The organism is Roseomonas alba (assembly GCF_019430885.1).
Classification (GTDB): Bacteria; Pseudomonadota; Alphaproteobacteria; order Acetobacterales; family Acetobacteraceae; genus Neoroseomonas; species Neoroseomonas alba.
Genome location: NZ_JAHYBZ010000002.1, coordinates 648,271 through 669,117, shown reverse-complemented (window position 1 = coordinate 669,117; position 20,847 = coordinate 648,271). Strand labels below are relative to the sequence as shown.

Here is a 20,847-nt window from a genome sequence, read left to right as displayed (position 1 = left end):
CTAGACGGGCCGATCGCCCTTCTCGACCCTCAGGGTGCGGTTGTCGACGCCGGGCAGCATCCGGGCCGGGTCGCGGGTGACGATGACGTCGAGGATGGTCGGCGTATCGGTGTTGGCCAAGCCCTGGCGGATCGCCGCACCCAGCTTCGCGGGATCCTCGACCCGGATGCCCTGGCAGCCGAAGGCGCGGGCGGCGGCGGCATAGTCAGTCTCCGCAAGTTCCGATGACTGGTAGTTGCCCGGCCCATAGACCGCGTGCTGCAGCGCCTTCACATAGCCTGAGGCTCCGTTGTTGAAGACGCAGAGCACGTAGTTGGCGCCGACGCGGCGTGCGGTCTCGATCTCGCCGATCGTCATGTTGAAGCCGCCATCGCCGGTCAGGCCCACCACGCGGCGCTTCGGGCCTGCGGCCATCTGCGCGCCCATGGCCCCCGGCGCGCCATAGCCGATGGAAGCGAAGCCGCGATCGGCGATGAAGTGCCGCCCGGCCTTCTTCGTGTCAAAGAGCAGCCCGCCCCAATGGCCGGCGAAACCGCCATCGGCGACGAGGATGTCCTCCTCGCCGAGCGCGATGTTCAGCTCGTTGATCAGGCGGCCGACATTGATCGGCGTCTCGTCGGATTCCAGCCGGTCGGCGGCGCCGACGCGCCAGGCCGCCATGCGCGGCGCGACGGCGGCGGCGAAGTCGGCGCGGCCATCAGGCAACTTGCCGGCGGGCAGGGCGGCGAGCAGGTCTTCCAGGGCGAGCCTCGCATCGGACGCCAGCGCGACATCGGCGCGGGTGGTGCGGCCGATCTCCTCGGGCACGATCTCGATATGCACGATGGGCACGCCGGCGGGCATCAGGGCGAAGCGCTTGGTCGCGATCTCGCCAAGCTTGCAGCCGACGACGATCAGCAGGTCGGCCTCGGCGACGAAGTCGTTGGCGATGCGCGAATACCGTCCGAAGACGCCGGCCGAGAGCGGATGGGTGCAGGCGATGGCACCCTTGCCCGACATGGTGTGTGCGACGGGGATCTTCTGCGATTCCGCCAGCGCGAGCAGCGCGTCATAGGCGCCGGAGACATGGATGCCGCCGCCCACCAGCAGCAGCGGGCGCTTCGCGGACGCGAGCAGCGCCGCGGCGCGCTCCAGCTCGCGCCCGTCGGGGCGGGTGCGGCGGGCCTGGGCCATCAGCGTGCCGGGATCGGCCCAGATCTCGTCGGCGGAGAAGGTGTGTTCGCCGTGGCAGACATCCTCCGGCACGTCGAGCACCACGGGGCCGGGCCGGCCGGAGGTCGCGACGGCGAAGGCGCGACGGACGAATTCGGGGATGCGCTTCGTGCTCTCGATGCGCATCAGTTCCTTGCAGGCGGGGCGGAGGATTTCGACCTGCCGCGCCTCCTGCGTCATGTTCTTCCAGGCGTGGTCGCGATTGGCGTCGCCCGTGATGGCAACCAGCGGGATGCCGGCGTTGAGCGATTCGATCAGGCCGGTGACCAGGTTCGTCGCCCCCGGCCCGAGCGTCGCATCCACCACGCCCGGCCGGTTGGTCACCCGCGCCCAGGCATCGGCGGCGAAGGTGCCGCAGCGTTCGTCGTTGATCAGGTGGTGCTTGAGGCCGAGCGCGCGCACCGCCTCGTAGAAGGGCAGGAGCTGGAAGCCACCCATGCCGAACATCGGCCCGACGTGATGGGCCTGGAGCATGCGGGCGAGGGCCTCGCCGCCGGTGATGGTGAGGGTGGTGTTGGAGGCAGTCACGCGGCGTTGTCCTTCCCGATGGCTTCGGCGAGCAGGGTCATGGCGTCTCGCACCGTCCCGCCGGGCCGGAGGCCCAGCGCCGCGGCGCGATGGTTCACGGCGGAGACGATGCCGGTCTCGACAGCAGAGCGGCCATCGCCGATGCGCGCCGTCCAGGCGGAATAGGTCGCGGCGGCGATGCCACGCGCATCAAGGGCGGGCAGGCGGGTGAAGCCGGCGCCGTCGATGCCGCCATCGGCATCGTTGTAGAGCGCGGCGAAGACGGCGGCGCGCGCGGCGGTTTCGGGCCTTCCGCCGAGCAGCCCGCCATGGCTGCCGGTGACGACGATGGTGCCGTCATCGTCGGGCGTCATCAGGGAGTTGGAATCCATCGCCGAGGCGCGTGCCCGGCCGGGCACGGCGACGGGGAAGCGGGATTCGACGCTGTCCGGCGCATCGGCCATCGGCACGGGGGCGGCGGCCAGGCGCCGGGCGGCCTCGCGGCACCACATGCCGGGCTCGATGCCAAGCTTCGCCGCCGCCGCGTTCACATGGCTGACGATGCCGCGGCCGAGCATGTCGAAGCCATCCCCGATGCGCGTGGTGCGATGCGAGCAGCAGGCGGCCGGAATGCCGAGCGGTTGCAGGTAGTCCAGCCCCGCGATGCCGGCGCGGTCCAGCCCGAGCCCCGCATCGTTCAGCACCACCCCGGCGACGCGCGCCTTGGCGCAGAGGTAGGCGGCATAGACCCCGCCATGCGACCCACCGATGATGACCCGCCCTTGCGCCTCCGGCCCAAGCCGGGTGACGCTGTCCACGACAATAAGCCGGTCCAGCATGGCGACGTTCCTTCTCCCTGATCCGGGAGTAGAGCGCAGCCGGGGCACTGGCAACAGGGGAGAAGACTGGATGCCAGGCTCGTCCAACGAGACGGCGCGACGGGTGGCGATGCTGCGCGAGATGGCGCGCATCCGGGCCTTCGAGCGCGAGGCCGTCGCCGCCATGCGATCCGGGGAGGCACCGGGGGTGGTGCATCCCTCGATCGGGCAGGAGGCGGTGGCGGTCGGCGTCTGCGCCAATCTGCGCCGGGCGGACCGGATCACCTCCACGCATCGCGGTCATGGGCACGCGCTGGCCAAGGGGGCCGATGCGCGGGCGATGATGCTGGAACTGCATGGCCGCGCGGGCGGGTCCTGCGGCGGCAAGGGCGGGTCGATGCACATCGCGGATTTCGCGGTGGGGATGCTGGGCGCGAATGGGGTGGTGGGCGCGGGCATCCCGATCGCCTGCGGGGCGGCGCAGGCGATCCGGCTGAAGGGCGAGGATGCGATCGTGGCCTGCTTCTTCGGCGACGGCGCGGTGAATCGCGGGCCCTTTCTGGAAGGGATGAACTGGGCGGCGCTGTATCGGCTGCCGCTGCTCTTCGTCTGTGAGGATAACGGCTTCGCGGCCTTCACGCGCGGCGCCGCCGTGACGGCGGGCGGCGGGCCGGCGGTTCGGGCGGAGGCCTGTGGCGTGCCGGCGACCGCCGCGGATGGCGAGGACGTGCTGGCCGTGGATGCGGTGGCGTCGGAGTTGGTCGCGCGCATTCGCGGCGGCGCGGGGCCGCAGTTCCTGCACGCCAAATGCTATCGCTGGGAGGGACACACCGGCACCGACGCCGCGGCGTATCGCCCAGCCGAGGAAGCCGCAGCGGCGCGGGATCGCGACTGCATCCGGCGCCTCGCCGCGCTGCTGGATGCGGATGAGGTCGCGGCCATCGAAGCCGAGGCCGCCGCGGAGATGGCCACGCATCGCGCCGCCGCGATGGCCGCGCCCTGGCCCGGGGCCGAAGCGGCCTTCAGCGACGTGCAGGATGCGGGAGCGCCGGCATGACGCGACTGACCTTCGCCGAGGCGGCGCGCCGCGCGCTCGCCGAGGAGATGCGCCGCGATCCGCTGGTGTGGGCGCTGGGGGAGGACCTCGTCCAGGGCGGCATCTTCGGGCAGTACAAGGGGCTCGCGGAGGAGTTCGGGGCGGAGCGCATCGTCTCCACGCCGATCAGCGAGAGCACGATCATGGGCGCGGGCCTCGGCGCGGCGCTGTGCGGCACGCGGCCGGTCGTCGAGATGCGCATCGCCGACTTCACGCTCTGCGCGATGGATGAGCTGGTCAGCCAGATCGCCAAGGTGCGCTACATGTTCGGTGGGCAGGGGCGTGCGGCGCTGGTGGTGCGCATGCCGCAGGGGATGTGGCGCAACTCGGCGGCGCAGCACAGCCAGTGCCTGGAAGCCTGGCTGACGCATATCCCGGGCCTCGTCGTCGCCGCGCCGGGGACGCCGGCGGATGCGGCGGCGCTACTGAAGGCGGCGATCCGGTCCGACGATCCGGTGGTGCTGCTGGAACCGAAGAATCTGTGGACCGCGGAAGGCGAGGTGCCGGAGGAGGTCGTGCCCGCACCCTTCGGCGTCGCGCGCCAGGCCGCTCGGGGCGACGCGCTGACCGTCGTGACCTGGTCGGCCATGGTGCCGGTGGTCGAGCAGGCGGCGCGCGAGAGCGGCGTCGCCTGCGACGTCTTCGACCTGCGCAGCCTGTGGCCCTGGGACGAGGCGGCGGTGATCGCCTCGGCGCGGCGCACGGGGCGGCTGCTGGTGGTGCATGAGGCGGTGACGGTGTCCGGCTTCGGGGCGGAGATCGTGGCGCGCGTGACCGAATCGGTCGGACCGCTGCGTGCGGTGGAACGTCTGGGGGCGCCGCGTGCCCCGGTGCCGTTCAGCCCGCCCCTGGAGGAGGCGATCCGCATCACGCCGGCGCGCGTCATCGACGCCATCCGGCGTCTTGCCGGGAGCGGTGGATGAACGCATCTGATGGATGGCGGCATGTCGGGAGAAGACCCGTCTCTGCGCTGCGCCCGGCGTGAATGCCTATTCTTTCGCTTGTCTACACCGCGGACGCATGCTGCGTTCCGCGCCCGCACGCACAACAGAGGGAGTGCGCCATGACCCTTGCCATCGGGCAGACGGCCCCGGATTTCGAGGCCGACACCACCCAGGGCCGCATCCGTTTCCATGAGTGGATCGGCGATTCCTGGGCCATCATCTTCAGTCACCCCAAGGACTTCACGCCGGTCTGCACCACCGAACTCGGTGCCGTCGCCGCGTTGAAGCCGGAATTCGACAAGCGCAACACCAAGGTCATCGGCTTGTCGGTCGATCCGGTGGACGACCACAGCCGCTGGGCCGACGACATCCGCGACGTCACGGGCCATGCCGTAACCTACCCGATCATCGGCGATCCGTCGCTCGAGGTCTCCAAGGCCTATGGCATGCTGCCGGCGGATGCGGGGAACACCTCTGCCGGTCGCACGGCGGCGACGAACCAGACGGTGCGCGTCGTCGTCTTCATCGGGCCGGACAAGGTCGTGAAGGCCTATCTCGCCTATCCGATGACGGCGGGGCGCAACTTCGACGAAATCCTGCGCCTGCTCGACAGCCTCCAGCTCACCGCGAAGCACAAGGTGGCGACGCCGGCGAACTGGAAGCATGGTGAGGACGTGATCATCGCCGGCTCGGTCAGCAACGAGGATGCGAAGAAGCTCTTCCCGCTCGGCTGGAAGGAGCCCAAGCCGTATATCCGCATCGTCCCGCAGCCGTGATCGCGGCGGAAGAATAAGGCCTCGCCACCGACCGATCGGTCGGTGCATGCTTCCTCCCAACGAAAGTTGGGAGGAACGGCATGATCGGCGACACGGGCCGGCGTTCGCTGCTGGCCATCTCATCCGCCGCGATGCTGGCGCGGCCGGCGCTCGCGCAATCGCGTTATCCCGACCGGCCGATCCGGGTGCTGGTGCCCTGGACGCCTGGCGGGGCCACCGACATCCAGATGCGGTCGATCTGCGATCAGGCCTCGAAGCGGCTCGGCCAGCCCGTGGTCGTGGAGAACAAGCCCGGCGCCTCCGGCACGCTCGGCGCGTTGTACATGGCGCGAGAGGGGCGGCCGGATGGCTATACCATCGGTCAGATGCCCAACGGGACCTTCCGCATGCCGGCGATGACCGACCGGCCGCAATGGGACCCGATGAAGGACTTTTCCTGGATCATCCGGCTGGTGGGCTACATGGGCGGGGTGGTGGTGCGTCCGGACTCACCCTGGCGGAACATGGCCGACCTCGTCGCCTATGCGCGCGCCAATCCGGGCAAGGTCAGCTATGGCACCCCGGGGGCCAATACCACCGATATCCAGATGACCCGCTTTGCGCGGCTGGCAGGCCTCGACTGGGTCGCGGTGCCCTTCCGGGGCGCCGCGCCGAACCTGCAGGCGCTGCTGTCGGGCGACATCCATTTCTCCGCGGAGACCAGCGCCTGGGCCGACATGGCGCTGGAAGGGCGACTGCGCGTGCTCGGCGTGTGGATGACCGAGCGCGCGGCCCGCTTCCCCGACGTGCCGACCTTCCGCGAGCAGGGCTACGACGTGCTGGGGGAAAGCACCTATGGCATCGCCGGACCGCGCGGCATGGATCCCGGCGTGGTGCGCATCCTGCACGACGCCTTCAAGGAGGCGCTCTACGACCCCGCCCATCTGGCGACCATCGCGCGTTTCGACATGCCGGTGCGCTACCTCGGCACGGAGGACTACGCGACGGCGGCGATGCTGCAGAACGAGGAGGAGAAGCGCACGGTCCTCGAGCTGGGGCTGCGCGCCTCCTGACCGCTACAGGATGCCCATCGCGCGGGGCAGGCCGAGGGCGAGTTCCGGGAAGGCCATGACGGCCGCTGCCGCGACGGCCATCGCCAGCACGAGCCAGCTCACCCAGGGCACGGTGCTTTCCATCGACACCCCGGCGATCCGACAGGACACCATCAGGTTCACCGCCATGGGCGGGGTGAACTGCCCGATCGCGATCATCATGGTCAGCACCACGCCGAACCAGGTCAGGTCCCAGTGGAAGGCGGCCGCGATCGGCAGCAGCACCGGCAGCAGGATCAGGAAGATCGAGATGCCGTCGAGGAACATCCCCACCAGGATGAGGAACAGCGTCAGCAGCGCGAGCGTCCCGCCCGAGCCGAAGCCGAGTCCGACCACCCAATCCGCGACGGGCTGCACGATGCCGAGCGTCGCCGTGGACCAGGCGAAGACCGTGGCGAGTGCGATGACCATCAGGATCACCGCCGAGATCTCGCCGGCTTCGACCAGCATTTCATAGACATCACGTAGCGTCAGGCTGCGATAGATCACGGCGCCGATGAACAGGCCGTAGAAGACGGCCATGACGGCGGCCTCGGTGGGCGTGAACAGGCCGATGCGCATGCCGCCCAGGATGACCACGGGGGCGAGCAGGCCCCAGAAGGCCTCGCGGAAGGTGCGCCAGACTTGCAGGGCCTCGTCGCGCCGCGCCTTGCCGCCGAAATCCTTCACGATCGACAGGATCACCACGGCGACGATCAGCGCGAGGCCCGCAAGGATGCCGGGGATCATGCCGGCCGCGAAGATCGCCGGCACGGAGACGCCCGGGACCAGCACGGCATAGACGATGAAGGCGACCGAGGGCGGGATCAGAATGTCGGTCGCCGCTGCCGCGCCCACCGTGCTGGCGATGAAGGGACGGGGATAGCCATCCTCGATCATGCTGCGCGTGACAACCTGGCCCACCGCGGCGGAGGTGGCGGGACCAGAGCCCGAGATGCCGCCCATCACCATCGCGACCAGCACGGCGACGGAGGCCAGCGCGCCGCGTCCTGCGCCGACCAGCGCGGTGGCGAAGCGCACCAGGCGCAGTGCGACGCCGGTGCGGTCGAAGACGCTGCCGACCAGCACGAACATCGGGATGGCGATGAGAGGGTATTTCGCGATGCCGGCATAGACATTGGTCGGCATCGCCATGATGGACTGGTCGGCGAGCCAGATGGCGAAGGCGCCGGCAAGGCCGAGGCAGACGCCGACCGGCACGCCGATCACCATCAGGATGACGAAGGCGGCGAAGAGGGTGGCGGCGATCATGGATCAGCCATCCTCGCCGCGGGCGAGGCGGATGATGCGTCCCGCCGCCCGTGCGATGACGAGCAGCGCGAGCAGCGGCAGCCATCCAGTGTAGAGCCATTGCGGATTGGCGAGGCCGTTCGACAGAACCTCGAAGCGGTATTCGTCATAGGCGAGGTCGGCGCCGAACACGACGAGCAGACCGAAGCAGACGATCGAGAGCAGCAGCGCGAGGACTTCCGCCCGCCGGCGCCAGGCGGGGGAGAGCAAGTCGGTGAAATAGCCGATGCGGATATGCCGCCCGCAGGCGATGGCGAGCGCCGAGCCGATCAGCGCGACGATGACCATCAGCACGACCGAGTATTCCTCGGTGATGGCGAGGGACACGTCGGTCAGGTAGCGCGTGACGACGTTCGCGGCCGTGATCAGCGCCATCGCGCCCATGGCGAGCGCGAGCAGGACCCGTTCGACGGTCAGCGGCACAAGCGTGCGCGGGTCCGGGTGCTCGGCACCCGGGTCCAGCTCGGCGCTCAAGTCGGCCTCAGGACGCGACGGCGCGGATGGCGGTCTCGGCCTTGCGGACGAGGTCGGGGCCGACGGTCGCCGCCCATTTGTCGTAGACGGGCTTGGTCTTCTCGGCGAAGGCGCGCTTCTCGGCGGCCGAGAGGACCGTGACCTCGACGCCGCGGTTGCGGAGTTCAACCATGGCGGAATCATCGGTGCCCTCGCCGCCGAGGCCCCGGCGGGTCAGCGCGATCTCGTCACGGCCCGCCTGTTCGGCGCATTCGCGGACGAGCTGCTGATCGGCCGGGGTGAAGCTGTTCCAGACCGACTTGGACAGCGCGAAGATCAGCGGGTCGTTGACGTAGTTCCACACCGTCAGGTGCTTCTGCGCCAGAGTATCCATACGGAAGGCGAGGAACAGGTTGATCGGGTTCTCCTGCCCATCCACCGCGCCGGTGGACAGTGCCGGCTGGAGGTCGGCGAAGGACATCTGAACCGGATTGGCGCCCAGCGCGTTGTAGATGTCGGTAAAGATGGCGCCGGCGGCGAAGCGGATCTTGAGGCCGCGCAGGTCGTCCGGCGTGCGGATGGCACGCTTGGAGTTGGAGATCTCGCGGAAACCGTTCTCGCCCCAGGCGAGGGGGACCACGTCACGGCGCTCCATCACGCCGAAGATGTCGCGGCCGACATCGCCGCGGATCAGCGCATCGAAGGCGCGATGGCTCGGCATCAGGAAGGGAAGCTGGAAGAGGCCGACCTCCCGCACCTGCGGGGCGATGTTGATGGTGGAGAAGACGGCGAAGTCGATGACGCCCTGCCGCATGGCGACGAGTTCGCGCGTCTGGTCGCCGCCGACGAGCTGGCTGCCGGGATAGACCTTGACGTTGATGCGGCCGCCGGAGCGTTCGGTGACGAGCTCGGCCCAGCGGAAGGCGCCGTCGGCGAAGGGGATGGGGCGGTTGCCGACCACGCTCAGCTTGTATTCAGGGCGGTAACTCTGCGCGCGGGCGGCGAAGGGCAGGGCCAGGCCGGCGCCCGCGGCGCCCAGCAACAGCGACCGGCGCGAGGCGCCCATGCGGGGGGTGGTCATCTGGCGTTGTCTCCCAAGGGGTGCGCCGATTGGCCGGCGCTTGGGCGACAGACTGGCGCGCGAGCCGCCGGGCCGCAAGCGCTTGCCGGGGATGCCACGGCTGGGCCAGCCTTGGGGCGGGAAGGAAACGCGACATGATCCCGACATCGAATTTGGCCAGTCTGCTGCTGCAGACGGCACGACGGCTGCCCGATCGGCCGGGCCTGGTCTGGCGCGACCGGAGCTGGTCCTGGGCAGAGATCGCGCAACGGGTCATGGCGGCCGCCGGGTCTCTGCGGGCGCGAGGCATCGGCAAGGGCGACCGGGTGCTGGTCCATGCCCGCAACGGGAATGCGATCTTCGAGTCCTGCTGGGCGTGCTGGCTGATCGGCGCGATCTGGGTGCCGACCAATTTCCGGCTGAGCCCGCCGGAAGTTGCCTTCCTCGCCAGCAATGCAGGCTGCCGGGTCCATGTCTTCGATAACGGATTCCCCGAGCATCGCGAGGCTGCCCGCGCCGGAAATCCCGCCTGCGTGCTGGAGGTCGGGATCGGGCAGGCGGGCGGCGCGGGCGGCGTGTCGTGGGAGGACCTGGTCGCCCTCGGTGTGCCGGTGACGGAGACCGAGGCGGTCGATCGCGACGACCCGGCCTGGCTGTTCTATACTTCCGGCACCACGGGGCGGCCCAAGGGCGGGACGCTGACGCATGGGCAGCTGGCCTTCGTCGTGGTGAACCACATTGCCGATCTGATGCCGGGGCTGACGGAGCGGGATGCCTCGCTGGTGGTGGCGCCGCTGTCGCATGGCGCGGGGGTGCATGCGCTGGCACAGGTCGCGCGCGGCGCGGTGTCGGTGCTGATGCCCGGGGAGCGGCTGGAGGTGCCGGAGGCCTGGCGGCTGGTCGAGACGCATCGCGTGAGCAACATGTTCACCGTGCCGACCATCCTGAACGCGCTGTGCGGGGATGCCAGCGTGGATGCCTTCGACCATGCGAGCCTGCGGCATGTGATCTATGCCGGCGCGCCGATGTACCGGGAGGACCAGAAGCATGCGCTGCGCAAGCTCGGTCCGTGCCTGGTGCAGTATTTCGGGCTGGGCGAGGTGACCGGGAACATCGCCGTGCTGCCGCCCGAATGGCACAGCCTGGACGATGATCCGGCGATGCCGATCGGGTCCTGCGGCTATCCGCGCACGGGGATCGAGATCGCGATCCTGGATGCGGCTCACCACCGCCTGCCGGCGAACGAGACGGGCGAGATCTGCGTGCGGGGCCCGGCGGTGATGGCCGGGTATTTCGAGAATCCGTCAGCGAATGAGAAGGCCTTCGCCGGGGGATGGTTCCACACCGGGGATCTCGGGCATCTCGATGCGCGAGGGTTCCTGTACATCACGGGGCGGCAGTCGGACATGTACATCTCGGGCGGATCGAACGTGTATCCGCGGGAGGTGGAGGAGGCGCTGATGACGCATCCCGCCGTCGCCGAGGCCTGCGTCGTGGGCGTGCCGCATGAGAAGTGGGGCGAGACGGGCGTCGCGGTGCTGGTCGCGCGTGATGGCGTGGCGATCGACCCGGCGGCGGTGATGGCGCATCTGGATGGGCGGCTTGGCCGCTACAAATGGCCGTCGCGCATCGTGGTGTGGGATGCGCTGCCGCGGTCTGGCTACGGCAAGGTGCCGAAGAACGAGGTGAAACGCCTGTTGGCTGAGCGCGGCGAGGGTTAGCGCCAGGTATCCAAAAAACGGAGGGGGATTCGGGGGAGGTGTTCCTCCCCCGACCTTTCCTTTTCAGCCGCGCCCTTCGAACGGCATCTTCGTGGCCTTGATGGTCATGGTGAAGATGTTCGATTCCAGCGGCAGGTTCGCCATGTGCAAGATGGCCTGGCCGACGTGGTTCACGTCCATGGTCGGTTCCACGGCCACGGACCCGTCGCCCTGCTTCACGCCCTTGGACATGCGGGCGGTCATCGGCGTCGCGGCGTTGCCGATGTCGATCTGGCCGGCGCAGATGTCGTACTTTCGTCCGTCCAGCATCAGCGACTTGGTCAGGCCGGTGATGGCATGCTTGGTCGCCGTGTAGGGTGCGCTGTCGGGGCGCGGCGTGTGGGCGCTGATCGATCCGTTGTTGATGATGCGCCCGCCCTGCGGCGACTGGTCCTTCATGATGCGGAAGGCGGCCTGGGCGCAGAGGAATGAGCCGGTGAGGTTCACCGCGACGACACGGGTCCAGTCGGCGTAGGTCAGGTCCTCGAAGGGTGTGCCGGGGACGTTCTGGCCGGCATTGTTGAAGAGCAGGTCGAGCCTCCCGAATTTCTCTTTCACGGCGGCGAAGAGCGCATCGACGGCGGCAGGGTCCGCGACATCGGCGGGCACGGCCAGGGCGCGCGAAGCGGCGTCGCCGGCCATGGCGATCGTTTCTTCCAGCGGTTCCTTGCGGCGGCCGGTCAGCACGACGGTCCAGCCGCCGCCGAGCAGCGCGAGGGCCGCGGCGCGGCCGACGCCGGTGCCGGCGCCGGTGACGACGGCGATCTTGGTGGGTGAGCTCATCGGCGTTTCCTCATGCCTCGTGGCGATGTCGCGCGCACTCTGCGCGGGTGGGCGGGGGCTGGCAACGGCGGGCGCCGGCTGACATCCTGGCGCAGGGAAATGTCAGGAGGGTCGCATGGCAGGCTGGCCGCAGGGCAGCGCATGGGATGGCTTCGTCGCCCGGTGGCAGGGGGCCTGCGCGGACGACGCGGTCCTTGGCGAATGGCGCCAAGGGGCGGAAACGCGCTTCGCGATCGTCAGCGGCGCGGCGCGCGCCGAATTTGCCTTCGGCGGCGCGACGGGAGCGGCGGCATTCGCGCTGGAGGCCTCGCCCGAGATCTGGGCGAAGCACCTCGAGCCCATTCCGCCGCGGCACCATCATGCGATCTTCGCGATGCGGCACCGCGTGCCGGGCTTCGCGATCACCGGCGACGAGATGGCCTTCCTGCGGCACTGCCACCTGGCGCGACGCGTGCTGGAAATCGGACGCTGGCTGGTGCTGCGCGGAAATGGGCCGGTGCCGGCCTTCCCGCGGCCCGCGCTGCCGGCAGGTCCCGCGGCGGATCCCACGGGCCGATACCTGGATGTGGCGGCGGATGGGCGGTCCTGGCGGATCTATACGGAACAGGCAGGGCAGGGACGGGATCTGCTGGTGCTGCACACGGCGGGCGCGGATAACCGCCAGGCCCATGGGCTGATGGCGGATGCGCGCATCACCAGGGATTGGCGCATCACCAGCTTCGACATGCCCTGGCACGGCAAGAGCCCGCCGCCGGCGGAGGTGCCGGGCGCCTGGCGGCTCACCACCGATCGCTATGTCGATCTCATCATGGGCGTGGTGAAGGCGGCGGGGCTGGAGAAGCCCGTGCTGCTCGGCGCGTCGATGTCGGGGGAGATCTGCCTGGAGGTCGCGCTACGGCATCCGGAGGCGTTTTCCGCCATCATTGCCTGCGAGGCCTGCGATCATGTCGCCGGGCGGCGCAGCCCCTGGGCGGATGATCCGCGCATCAACCAGGCGATCTTCGTACCCGAATGGATTCACGGGCTGATGGCGCCGCAAAGCCCGGCCGAGCCCGCCGCCGCCATCTGGTGGCACTACTCCCAGGGCGGCTACGCGACCTTCGACCGCGATATCGGCTTCTATTCCGGCGAGTGGGATGCGCGTGACCGCGTGCACCGCATCGACACCACGCGCTGCCCGCTGTTCATGCTGACGGGCGAATACGACTATTCCTGCACCGCCGAGATGTCCGAGGCCACGGCGGCGAAGATCAAGGGCGCGCGCTTCACCCGCATGGACGGGATCGGCCACTTCCCCTTCACCGAGAACCCGCCGCTGTTCGCGCAGTACCTGCTGCCGATCCTCGCCGAGGTCCAGAGCGTGATGGCCGTAGGTGCGCGTGCACCGGAAGTCTGAATCACGCGATCAGGCTAGTAGACGGCGCGCCCGCCCGAGATGTCGAAGACCGCGCCGGTCGAGAAGGAGCAATCCTCCGAGGCCAGCCAGCAGGCCAGCGCGGCGATCTCCTCCACCTGCACGAAGCGGTCCATCGGGATCTTGGACCGCATCCAGGCGATCTGTTCTTCCGTCATCTGCTTGAAGAGGTCGGTCGCGGCCGCGGCAGGGGTGATGCAGTTGGCGAGGACGCCGGTCTTCGCCAGTTCCTTGCCGAGCGACTTGGTGAAGCCGATCAGCCCGGCCTTCGACGCGCTGTAGTGGGAGGCATTCGGATTGCCTTCCTTGCCCGCGATGGAGGCGATGTTCACCACGCGCCCATAGCCCGCCGCGATCATCCCCGGCACCACGGCGCGCGCGACGAGGTAGGGGGCGATCAGGTTCACCTCGATCACCCGGCGCCATTCGGCGGGGGGCAGTTCCCAGGATGGGGCGTTGCCGCCGGTGATGCCGGCATTGTTGACCAGTATGTCGACGCGCCCATGGGCCGCGAGCGTGGCCTTCAGCGCCGCGCCGATCGCGGCTTCGTCCGTCAGGTCGAGCGCGTGCGATGTGGCCTTGCCCAGGGCGGCCGCGGCGTCGGCGCCGGCCTTGGCGTCCATGTCCCACAGCGCGACGGCCGCGCCCGAGTCCACGGCCCGGCGCGCGATGGCCAGGCCGATGCCGCGCGCGCCCCCGGTGATCACGGCCACGCGCCCTGACAGATCCAGTCGGTTCATCTCGTTTCCCCCGAAATCGGCACGCAGTGTCGGCCAGGTCGCGGGCAAGCGGAAGTGGGGGCGAGTAACCAGGCAGTTCCAAAGAGGCTCGTTCCGCCCCTATAGTCGACGCAGAGCCGGCATGAAGCCGGCCAAATAAGGGAGAATGCGTTCATGAAGCGACGGGACTTCGCGCGCGCCATTGCCGGCGGCGCCGTCCTGCTGGGGGCCCCGCATGTCGCGCGGGCGCAGCAGGCCATCACCCTGAACGGAGCCGTGCAGTTCAACGACGACCATGTCTTCACCCGCGCCCTGGTGCGGTTCGAGGAGCTGGTCAAGCAGTACTACACGGCGCAACCCGTGAATTTCATCCTGCACAAGAACTCCTCGCTGGGGCTGGAGAAGCAGTATTTCGAATACATGGCGGCCGGCCGCGGCGCGGTGGATTACGGCATCGTCTCGCCGGCCCACATGTCCACCTTCAGCCGGGCGGCGCCCTTCGTCGATGCGCCCTTCCTGTTCCGCGACCTGCCGCATTGGAATGCGGTGCTGGACCAGGACCTGTTCGCGCCGGTGGCGACCGAGATCGAACGCCGCGCGCGCGTCGCGCTGATCGGCTATGCCGGCGGCGGGGTGCGTAACATCTTCGCCAACAAGCGCGTCACCAACATGGCGGAGCTGCGCGGCCTCAAGATCCGCGTGCAGGGTGCGCCGATCTGGTCGCGCACCTTCCAGGCAGCGGGGATGTCGCCGACGGTCATCGCCTACAACGAGATCTACAACGGCATCCAGAACGGCGTCATCGAGGCCGGCGAGAACGAGGCCGCGGGCGTGGAGGCGATGCGCTTCTACGAGGTCGGGCCGAACCTCATCATGACGCAGCACGCGATCACCATCCGGCCGATCTGCTTCTCCTCCCAGACGCTGTCGCGCCTGCCGGCACCCCTGCAGGAGGCGATCCGGCGCGCGGGCAAGGAGGCCGGATCCTTCGGCCGCCAGGCCGAGAGCACGGAGGACGGGCAGAAGGTCGCCGAGCTCGAACGGGCCGGCCGGCTGCATCGCGTCGAGTTCACCGAACGGGCCGAGCTGAAACGCGCCGTCGATCCCGTCATGGCCGCCTATGCGCGGGAGGTGGATGCGGAGACCATCTTCACCCGCATCAACGCCATCACCGCCTGACCAGGCGATCGGCCGGCGGCAACCGCCGCCGGCCGGCATCCCCGACAAACCGGAGCTCCCCATGCCCCAGACCGGCCTGCGCGGCCTGGTGCGCCAGGCATCCGCCTTCTATGGGCGGCTGCTTTCGGCGCTGCTCGCCATTTCCGTGCTGATCCTTCTGCTGCCCGTCACGCTACAGGTGCTCTCGCGCCAGACCCATCTGCTGCCCCACTACATCTGGACGGAGGAGATGGCGCGCTTCCTTCTCATCTGGACCATCATGATCGGCGCGATCGTGGGCCAGAAGGAAGGCATCCACTTCATCGTGGATCTGTGGCCGCGGCTGACGGGTCGCTTCCGTGCGTTCATGGACCTCGTCTCCGGCGTCTTCGTACTGGTCTTCGGCGCGGCCTTCCTGTGGTACGGCATCGAATTCGTCGACTTCGCCTGGTTCCGCATCAGCGAGCTGGCGGAACTGCCGCTGTGGCTCATCCACCTCGCCTGGCCGCTCCTCGGCCTCTCCTGGCTGCTCTTCGCCGGGGAGAAATTCATCGATGACCTGCACACGCTGATCCATGGGGAGGCCGGCTGATGGGCGGCAATACGCTCGCGGCGGGCCAGGCCGCCTGGATCCTGTTCGGTGGCTTCTTCGGCCTTCTCGCGCTGCGCGTGCCGGTCGCGGTCTCCCTCGGCCTCGCCTGCCTGCCGATCCTCGCGCTGGAACCGCGGCTCGGGCCAATGGTGCTGATGCAGGAGACCTTCAACGCCTACAACTCCTTCATCCTGCTCGCGGTGCCCTTCTTCCTGCTGACGGCCAACCTGATGAATGTCGGCGGCATCACCGACCGGCTGATGACCCTGTCCCGCGCGCTGGTGGGGCACCTGCCGGGCAGCCTCGCGCAGATCAACGTGGTGCTGTCGTTCTTCTTCGCCGGCATCTCGGGCAGCTCGACGGCGGATGCGGCGTCGCAATCCAAGATCTTCATCGAGGCCCAGCGGAAGGAGGGCTACGACGACAGCTTCTCCGTCGCGATCACGGCGGTCTCGGCGGTGCTCGCAGTCATCATCCCACCCTCGATCCTGATGATCGTCTGGGGCGGGGTGCTGACGGTGTCGATCGGGGCGCTGTTCCTCGCCGGCGTCGTCCCCGGGGCACTGATCGCGCTGGTGCAGATGGGCACGGTGCATGTCTATGCGAAGATGCGCGGCTATCCGACCTATGAGCGGTCGACCTGGCGGGCGCTGCTCTGCGCCATCGTCGTCGCGCTGCCGGCACTGATGACGCCGCTGATCATCATCGGCGGCAAGGTCTTCGGTTGGTTCACCGCGACCGAGAGCGCCTGCATCGCCGTGCTCTATGCCGGCCTCCTCTCGCTCGTCGTCTATCGGGAGATGGGGCTGAAGCAGCTCTGGGAAGCGCTGGGCGAGACGGGGCGCCTCGCCGGCGTCGCGCTGTTCTGCGTCGGCACGGCGTCCTGCTTCGGGTGGCTGCTCGCCTACTACCAGATCCCGGAGGCGATCCTGTCCGGCGTGTCCACCTGGGGGATGAACCGGATCGAGACGGGGCTCTTCGTCGCCGCGGTCTTCCTGGTGGTGGGCTGCTTCCTCGATGCCATTCCGGCCATCATCATCGTCGGGGCGATCCTCCAGCCGCTGACGATCGGCGTCGGCATGGACCCGGTGCATTTCGCCATGATCGGCATTGTCAGCCTGGCCTTCGGGCTGGTGACGCCGCCCTATGGGCTCTGCCTGATGATCGCCTGCCATGTGGCCGGTATGCGCATGGCCGATGTGCTGAAGGATACGATCATCATGCTGCTGCCGATGCTCGGCGTGCTGCTGCTGGTGATCCTGTGGCCGGAGGTCGTGCTGTTCCTGCCGCGACTCGTCTCGCCGGAGTTCCTCAACTGACGGCGGCCAGCCTGACATACCCGCATGCAATGCCCTTCGCCTGTCAGATGACGCAGATCATCGGCACCGCGTAGGCCGGACCGGGAGCAGGAGCCTGTGACCCGGTTCGCTTGACCTTCCCGGTGGCGCACCGCAGCTTGCCAGGACAGGGCTGCTGCCGGCCCCCCCATTCCGGGGTGGCCCGCGCCGTGGCCGGAACGCGATTGGATTGGACCGCCCGCCCATGACAGCCCAGCGCCCGCCGCGCATCTTCATCGACGGGTTCAACCTCTCCCTCACGCAAGGCACCGGGGTCGCGACCTACGCCCGGAACCTCTCCTTCTGTCTGCGGGACCTCGGGGCCGAGGTGGGCGTGCTCTATGGCACGAGATCATCGACCATCAGCATGAACTCGCTGATCCGTGAGATCGCCTTCTTCGACCCACTGGTCGGACGCCCCTCCAGGCTGGTGGAAATGCTGCACGTCATTCGCCGGGCCCTGAGCACGCCGCTCGGCGAAATCGCGACCCAGGTGCCGATCACCGGGCGGGTGGTGCGGGAGACCTTCCGCTCGCGCCTGCCGCATTTCGATCATATCTGGAACGTGCAGAACCTGTTCGATCTGCAGCGGCTGCACTTCAAGCTCTACGTCAATCGGATGTCGGTGCATTTCCGCCATCCCCCGCAACTCATGCACTGGACCTATCCGCTTGCCCTGAAGGTACGCGGGGCAAAGAACGTCTACACCATGCATGACCTTGTGCCGCTGCGGCTGCCCTACACCACCCTCGATCACAAGCGGAATTATTTCCGGCTGATGCGCCAGCTCGCCCGCCGCGGCGACCAGATCGTTACCGTCAGCGAGGCCTCGAAGCGCGATATCATCAGCCTGCTCGGCGTCCCCGAAGAACGCGTCAGCAACACCTACCAGGCCGTCGAGATCCCCGCCCGCTACGCCAACAAGCCCGTCGCGGACGTGAAGACCGAGGTAGAGGGGACCTACGGCCTCGGCTACCAGCGCTACTACCTGTTCTTTGGCGCCATCGAGCCGAAGAAGAATGTCGGCCGCATGGTCGAGGCTTATCTTGCCTCCGGCGTCACCGATCCGCTGGTCATCGTGGGCAAGAAGGCGTGGAAGTCCGACGAGGAGCTGCGCCTGCTGTTTGAAAACGAGCATGTGCGCTACCTTCTGACCCGCGACGGGCGGACCGAGACACGCTATCGCGTGCAGCTCGTCGACTATGCCTCCTTCCCGCTGCTGGTCAGCCTGATCCGCGGGGCGAAGGCGGTGCTGTTTCCTTCGCTCTATGAGGGCTTCGGGCTCCCGGCGCTGGAATCCATGCTGCTCGGGACGCCGGTGATGACGTCCAACACCTCCTCCATGCCCGAGGTGGTAGGCGATGCCGCCATCAAGATCGACCCTTATGACGTGCGCGCGATGGTCGATGCCATCCGCGCGCTCGATTCGGATGCCGATCTGCGGGGACGGCTTGCGGAGCTCGGACCGCGGCAAGCCTCGCTCTACTCGCCCGAGCGCTACCAGATGCGGCTGCGTGATGCCTATGCCAAGCTCGGGGTGACAGTCGGCGCGTGAGCGCGGTTGTGGCATACCGGGTCAGCGTGTGACCGAGCAGCGAGGGTGAGGCATGGATGATCGGGGCCAGGACGGCGGAATGATGGCCGGGGAAGCGTTGCGCCAGGCCGATTCCCTGCGCGACCAGCGCATGTGGGATGCGGCGGCCCTGGCCTATCGTGCCCATCTGCTGCAACGGCCCGACGATTGGCGCGCCCGCATCCAGCTCGGCCATTGCCTGAAGGAGAGCGGCGACGTCGCCGCGGCGTTGCTGGCCTATCGCGAAGCTGTGACCGCCGCGCCGAACAATGCGGATGCCCATCTGCAGATCGGCCACGCCCTGAAGATGCTGGGCGAGGGGGAGGGCGCATGGCGCGCCTATGCCCGTGCCCTCGAACTCGACCCGGATAGCGGGGAAGCGGCGCGCAATGCGCAGGGCCTCGCCCATCTCGCCGGACCGCTGTCGCGGAAGCCTCGGGCGCCGGGCCAGTTGGTGCAGATGGTCTTCGACAGTTCCGACCTTGTCGCCTATGTCGCGCACAACCGCACGCCCACCGGCATCCAGCGCGTGCAGCTCAACGTCACGGCCCGCGCGCTGCTGGATCCGATCGAGGGGGTGGCCACCACCACAGTCGCCTTCGACGAGGGTTCGGGCTTCTGGCGCGAGATCGGCCGGGACCTGTTCCTGCGCCTGTGGCGCCTGTCGCGCACCGGCGGCGAGGTGGACGCGCCGGCCTGGCAGGAGGTGGTCGCGGAGGTGCGCGAGACGCTGCGCGATGGCCCCGATTTCGTCTTCGCCCCCGGCGCTAGCCTGGTCAACCTCGGTACATCCTGGTGGATTCGCGACTATTTCCTGCGGGTGCGCCATGTGATGCGGCAATACGGCGTGCGCTACGTGCCGCTGGTCTATGACTGCATCCCGCTGATGGTGCCCGAGCATTGCCAGGCGCTGCTCGCCGACGAGTTCTCCCAATGGTTCTCCTCCATGGCGGCGTTGTCGGATTCGGCGCTCGCCATTTCGGAATGGTCGGCGGGCGACGCGCGGCGCATTGCCGCGACGGTGGTGCCGGAACGCGCGCTGCCGGTCAGCGTCGTGCGCCTCGATGCGGATCTGCGGCAGGAGCTGGGCGCGGCCGCGGCGGATGGCTGGCCGGCCCGGGCCGACCTGCCGGAGCCGCAGGAGGAATTCATCCTCTGCGTCGGCACGATCGAAAGCCGCAAGAACCACCTGATGCTGTTCCACGCCTGGCTGGCGCTGATCCGCAAGCATGGCGCGGAGCGGGTGCCGCGGCTGGTCTGCATCGGCAAGGCGGGCTGGCTTGCCGATGCCGCCATGACGCTGTGGCGCAATTCCGAGGCCTTGCAGGAACGCGTCTCCATCGCGCATGGCGTGCCGGATGTGGCACTGGCGGCGCTCTACGCGCAGGCGCTGTTCACGGTGACCAACAGCTTCTACGAAGGCTGGGGCCTGCCGGTGACGGAAAGCCTGTCCTTCGGGCGTGTGCCGCTGGTCGCGCGCAACACCTCCCTGACCGAGGCCGGCGGCGATGCGGCGGTCTATTTCGAATCCGAGAACCTGCCTGACCTGGTCGCCAAGCTCGAGACGCTGATCTTCGACGCGGAGGAGCGCGGGCGCCGCGAGGCCTTCGTGCGCGAGACGGTCAAGCTGCGGAGCTGGGGCGACATCGCCGACCAGGTGATGCGCGAAGTGGCCGCGCGCAGCGCGACGCCGGCGGAGCCGCCGGTGCTGTTCTCGCCCGCGGTGATCTACCCGCTGCGCCTGATGGGCGGCGGCGAAGCGGACCGGCGCAAGGCCCTGGCGGACCTGATGCGGGACGGGCTCGCCTGGTATCCGATGGAGGGCTGGGGTTGCTGGACGCGCGCGGGGCTCGCCCGGCTGCGCCTGCCGATGGCCGAGGAGGGGCCGATGCGCCTGCATCTCGGCTGCGTGGCGCCGGCCGGGGCGAAGGGATTGCGGCTGCGTGCCTTCGGCGCGGCCTCGGCGCCCGGCGCCTTCGCGCCGATCATCGCCGATCCGGGCAGCAACAGCCGCTTCACCTGTGTGCTGGACATCGAGGTCAGCGGTGGCGCGGTGATCGTGGAGATCGACAGCGGGCAGGGCACGGCTGTCGAGGTCAGCGAGCATAATCCCGGGCGGCGCATCGGGCTTGGCGTGACCTCGGTCATGCTGTGCCGGCCGGACGATCTTGAGGCACGGCTCGATTTCCTCGAACGCCAGACCTACCGGGTGCTCGGGCCGGTTTGACCGACGCGCGGGGCTGGTCGATCCTGCCGGCCTCGGA

General features: G+C 68.9%; 18 protein-coding genes. 11 read left to right on the top strand and 7 right to left on the bottom strand.

Features of this window, described 5'->3' with window-relative positions:
* A complete protein-coding gene (locus tag KPL78_RS30765; protein WP_369412674.1) occupies positions 1-1,740 on the bottom strand; it encodes a thiamine pyrophosphate-binding protein in 1,740 nt (579 codons plus the stop codon).
* Positions 1,737-2,558: a hypothetical protein gene (locus tag KPL78_RS07630; RefSeq protein ID WP_219762299.1), complete on the bottom strand. Its 822-nt coding sequence runs from the start codon at positions 2,556-2,558 to the stop codon at positions 1,737-1,739. Before KPL78_RS07630 ends, KPL78_RS30765 begins: the two co-directional genes overlap by 4 nt.
* 70 nt (positions 2,559-2,628) lie before the next feature.
* Between KPL78_RS07630 and KPL78_RS07625 the strand changes: the two genes are divergently transcribed.
* The 4 genes from KPL78_RS07625 to KPL78_RS07610 all read left to right on the top strand — a co-directional run bounded on the left by KPL78_RS07625 (position 2,629) and on the right by KPL78_RS07610 (position 6,405).
* Positions 2,629-3,594, top strand: a complete 966-nt coding sequence (locus KPL78_RS07625) for a thiamine pyrophosphate-dependent dehydrogenase E1 component subunit alpha (RefSeq protein WP_219762298.1) — start codon at positions 2,629-2,631, stop codon at positions 3,592-3,594.
* Positions 3,591-4,556: an alpha-ketoacid dehydrogenase subunit beta gene (locus tag KPL78_RS07620; protein WP_219762297.1), complete on the top strand. Its 966-nt coding sequence runs from the start codon at positions 3,591-3,593 to the stop codon at positions 4,554-4,556. Before KPL78_RS07625 ends, KPL78_RS07620 begins: the two co-directional genes overlap by 4 nt.
* Before the next feature lie 140 nt (positions 4,557-4,696).
* A complete protein-coding gene (locus tag KPL78_RS07615) occupies positions 4,697-5,353 on the top strand; it encodes a peroxiredoxin (protein WP_219762296.1) in 657 nt (218 codons plus the stop codon).
* Between the two features lie 80 nt (positions 5,354-5,433).
* Entirely contained in the window at positions 5,434-6,405 is a 972-nt protein-coding gene (locus KPL78_RS07610) for a tripartite tricarboxylate transporter substrate binding protein (RefSeq protein ID WP_219762295.1), read from the top strand.
* Positions 6,406-6,408: 3 nt separating this feature from the next.
* Here the strand turns inward: KPL78_RS07610 and KPL78_RS07605 are convergent, their stop codons facing one another.
* From KPL78_RS07605 to dctP, 3 genes are read right to left on the bottom strand one after another with little or no spacing between them, the layout of a single operon-like run.
* Positions 6,409-7,695: a TRAP transporter large permease gene (locus tag KPL78_RS07605; RefSeq protein WP_219762294.1), complete on the bottom strand. Its 1,287-nt coding sequence runs from the start codon at positions 7,693-7,695 to the stop codon at positions 6,409-6,411.
* Between the two features lie 3 nt (positions 7,696-7,698).
* Positions 7,699-8,208 carry a TRAP transporter small permease gene (locus tag KPL78_RS07600; RefSeq protein WP_255568707.1) on the bottom strand — a complete coding sequence of 170 codons (510 nt, stop codon included), beginning with the start codon at positions 8,206-8,208 and terminating at the stop codon, positions 7,699-7,701.
* 7 nt (positions 8,209-8,215) lie between these two features.
* The gene (gene dctP / locus KPL78_RS07595) at positions 8,216-9,268 is read right to left on the bottom strand and encodes a TRAP transporter substrate-binding protein DctP (RefSeq protein WP_255568706.1); all 1,053 of its coding nucleotides are present in this window, start codon (positions 9,266-9,268) and stop codon (positions 8,216-8,218) included.
* 134 nt (positions 9,269-9,402) lie between these two features.
* On the opposite strand from dctP, the gene KPL78_RS07590 reads away from it, so the two are divergent.
* Entirely contained in the window at positions 9,403-10,968 is a 1,566-nt protein-coding gene (locus KPL78_RS07590; RefSeq protein WP_219762293.1) for an acyl-CoA synthetase, read from the top strand.
* A 63-nt stretch (positions 10,969-11,031) separates the two neighbouring features.
* Here KPL78_RS07590 and KPL78_RS07585 read toward each other — a convergent pair whose 3' ends face one another.
* Positions 11,032-11,790: an SDR family oxidoreductase gene (locus tag KPL78_RS07585; RefSeq protein ID WP_219762292.1), complete on the bottom strand. Its 759-nt coding sequence runs from the start codon at positions 11,788-11,790 to the stop codon at positions 11,032-11,034.
* Between the two features lie 115 nt (positions 11,791-11,905).
* On the opposite strand from KPL78_RS07585, the gene KPL78_RS07580 reads away from it, so the two are divergent.
* Positions 11,906-13,186, top strand: coding sequence for an alpha/beta fold hydrolase (locus tag KPL78_RS07580; RefSeq protein ID WP_219762291.1), 1,281 nt, complete (start codon positions 11,906-11,908; stop codon positions 13,184-13,186).
* 14 nt (positions 13,187-13,200) lie between these two features.
* Here the strand turns inward: KPL78_RS07580 and KPL78_RS07575 are convergent, their stop codons facing one another.
* The gene (locus KPL78_RS07575; RefSeq protein ID WP_219762290.1) at positions 13,201-13,944 is read right to left on the bottom strand and encodes an SDR family NAD(P)-dependent oxidoreductase; all 744 of its coding nucleotides are present in this window, start codon (positions 13,942-13,944) and stop codon (positions 13,201-13,203) included.
* Positions 13,945-14,097: 153 nt separating this feature from the next.
* On the opposite strand from KPL78_RS07575, the gene KPL78_RS07570 reads away from it, so the two are divergent.
* The 5 genes from KPL78_RS07570 to KPL78_RS07550 all read left to right on the top strand — a co-directional run bounded on the left by KPL78_RS07570 (position 14,098) and on the right by KPL78_RS07550 (position 20,810).
* A complete protein-coding gene (locus tag KPL78_RS07570; protein WP_219762289.1) occupies positions 14,098-15,102 on the top strand; it encodes a TRAP transporter substrate-binding protein in 1,005 nt (334 codons plus the stop codon).
* 61 nt (positions 15,103-15,163) lie between these two features.
* Entirely contained in the window at positions 15,164-15,673 is a 510-nt protein-coding gene (locus KPL78_RS07565; RefSeq protein WP_219762288.1) for a TRAP transporter small permease, read from the top strand.
* Positions 15,673-16,992 (top strand): TRAP transporter large permease, encoded by a 1,320-nt coding sequence (locus KPL78_RS07560; RefSeq protein WP_219762287.1) that lies wholly within the window; start codon positions 15,673-15,675, stop codon positions 16,990-16,992. The genes KPL78_RS07565 and KPL78_RS07560 overlap by 1 nt, the downstream gene beginning before the upstream one ends.
* A 223-nt stretch (positions 16,993-17,215) precedes the next feature.
* Positions 17,216-18,565, top strand: coding sequence for a glycosyltransferase family 4 protein (locus tag KPL78_RS07555; RefSeq protein WP_219762286.1), 1,350 nt, complete (start codon positions 17,216-17,218; stop codon positions 18,563-18,565).
* Between the two features lie 52 nt (positions 18,566-18,617).
* Positions 18,618-20,810, top strand: coding sequence for a glycosyltransferase (locus KPL78_RS07550; RefSeq protein ID WP_219762285.1), 2,193 nt, complete (start codon positions 18,618-18,620; stop codon positions 20,808-20,810).
* Positions 20,811-20,847: the final 37 nt, after the last annotated feature.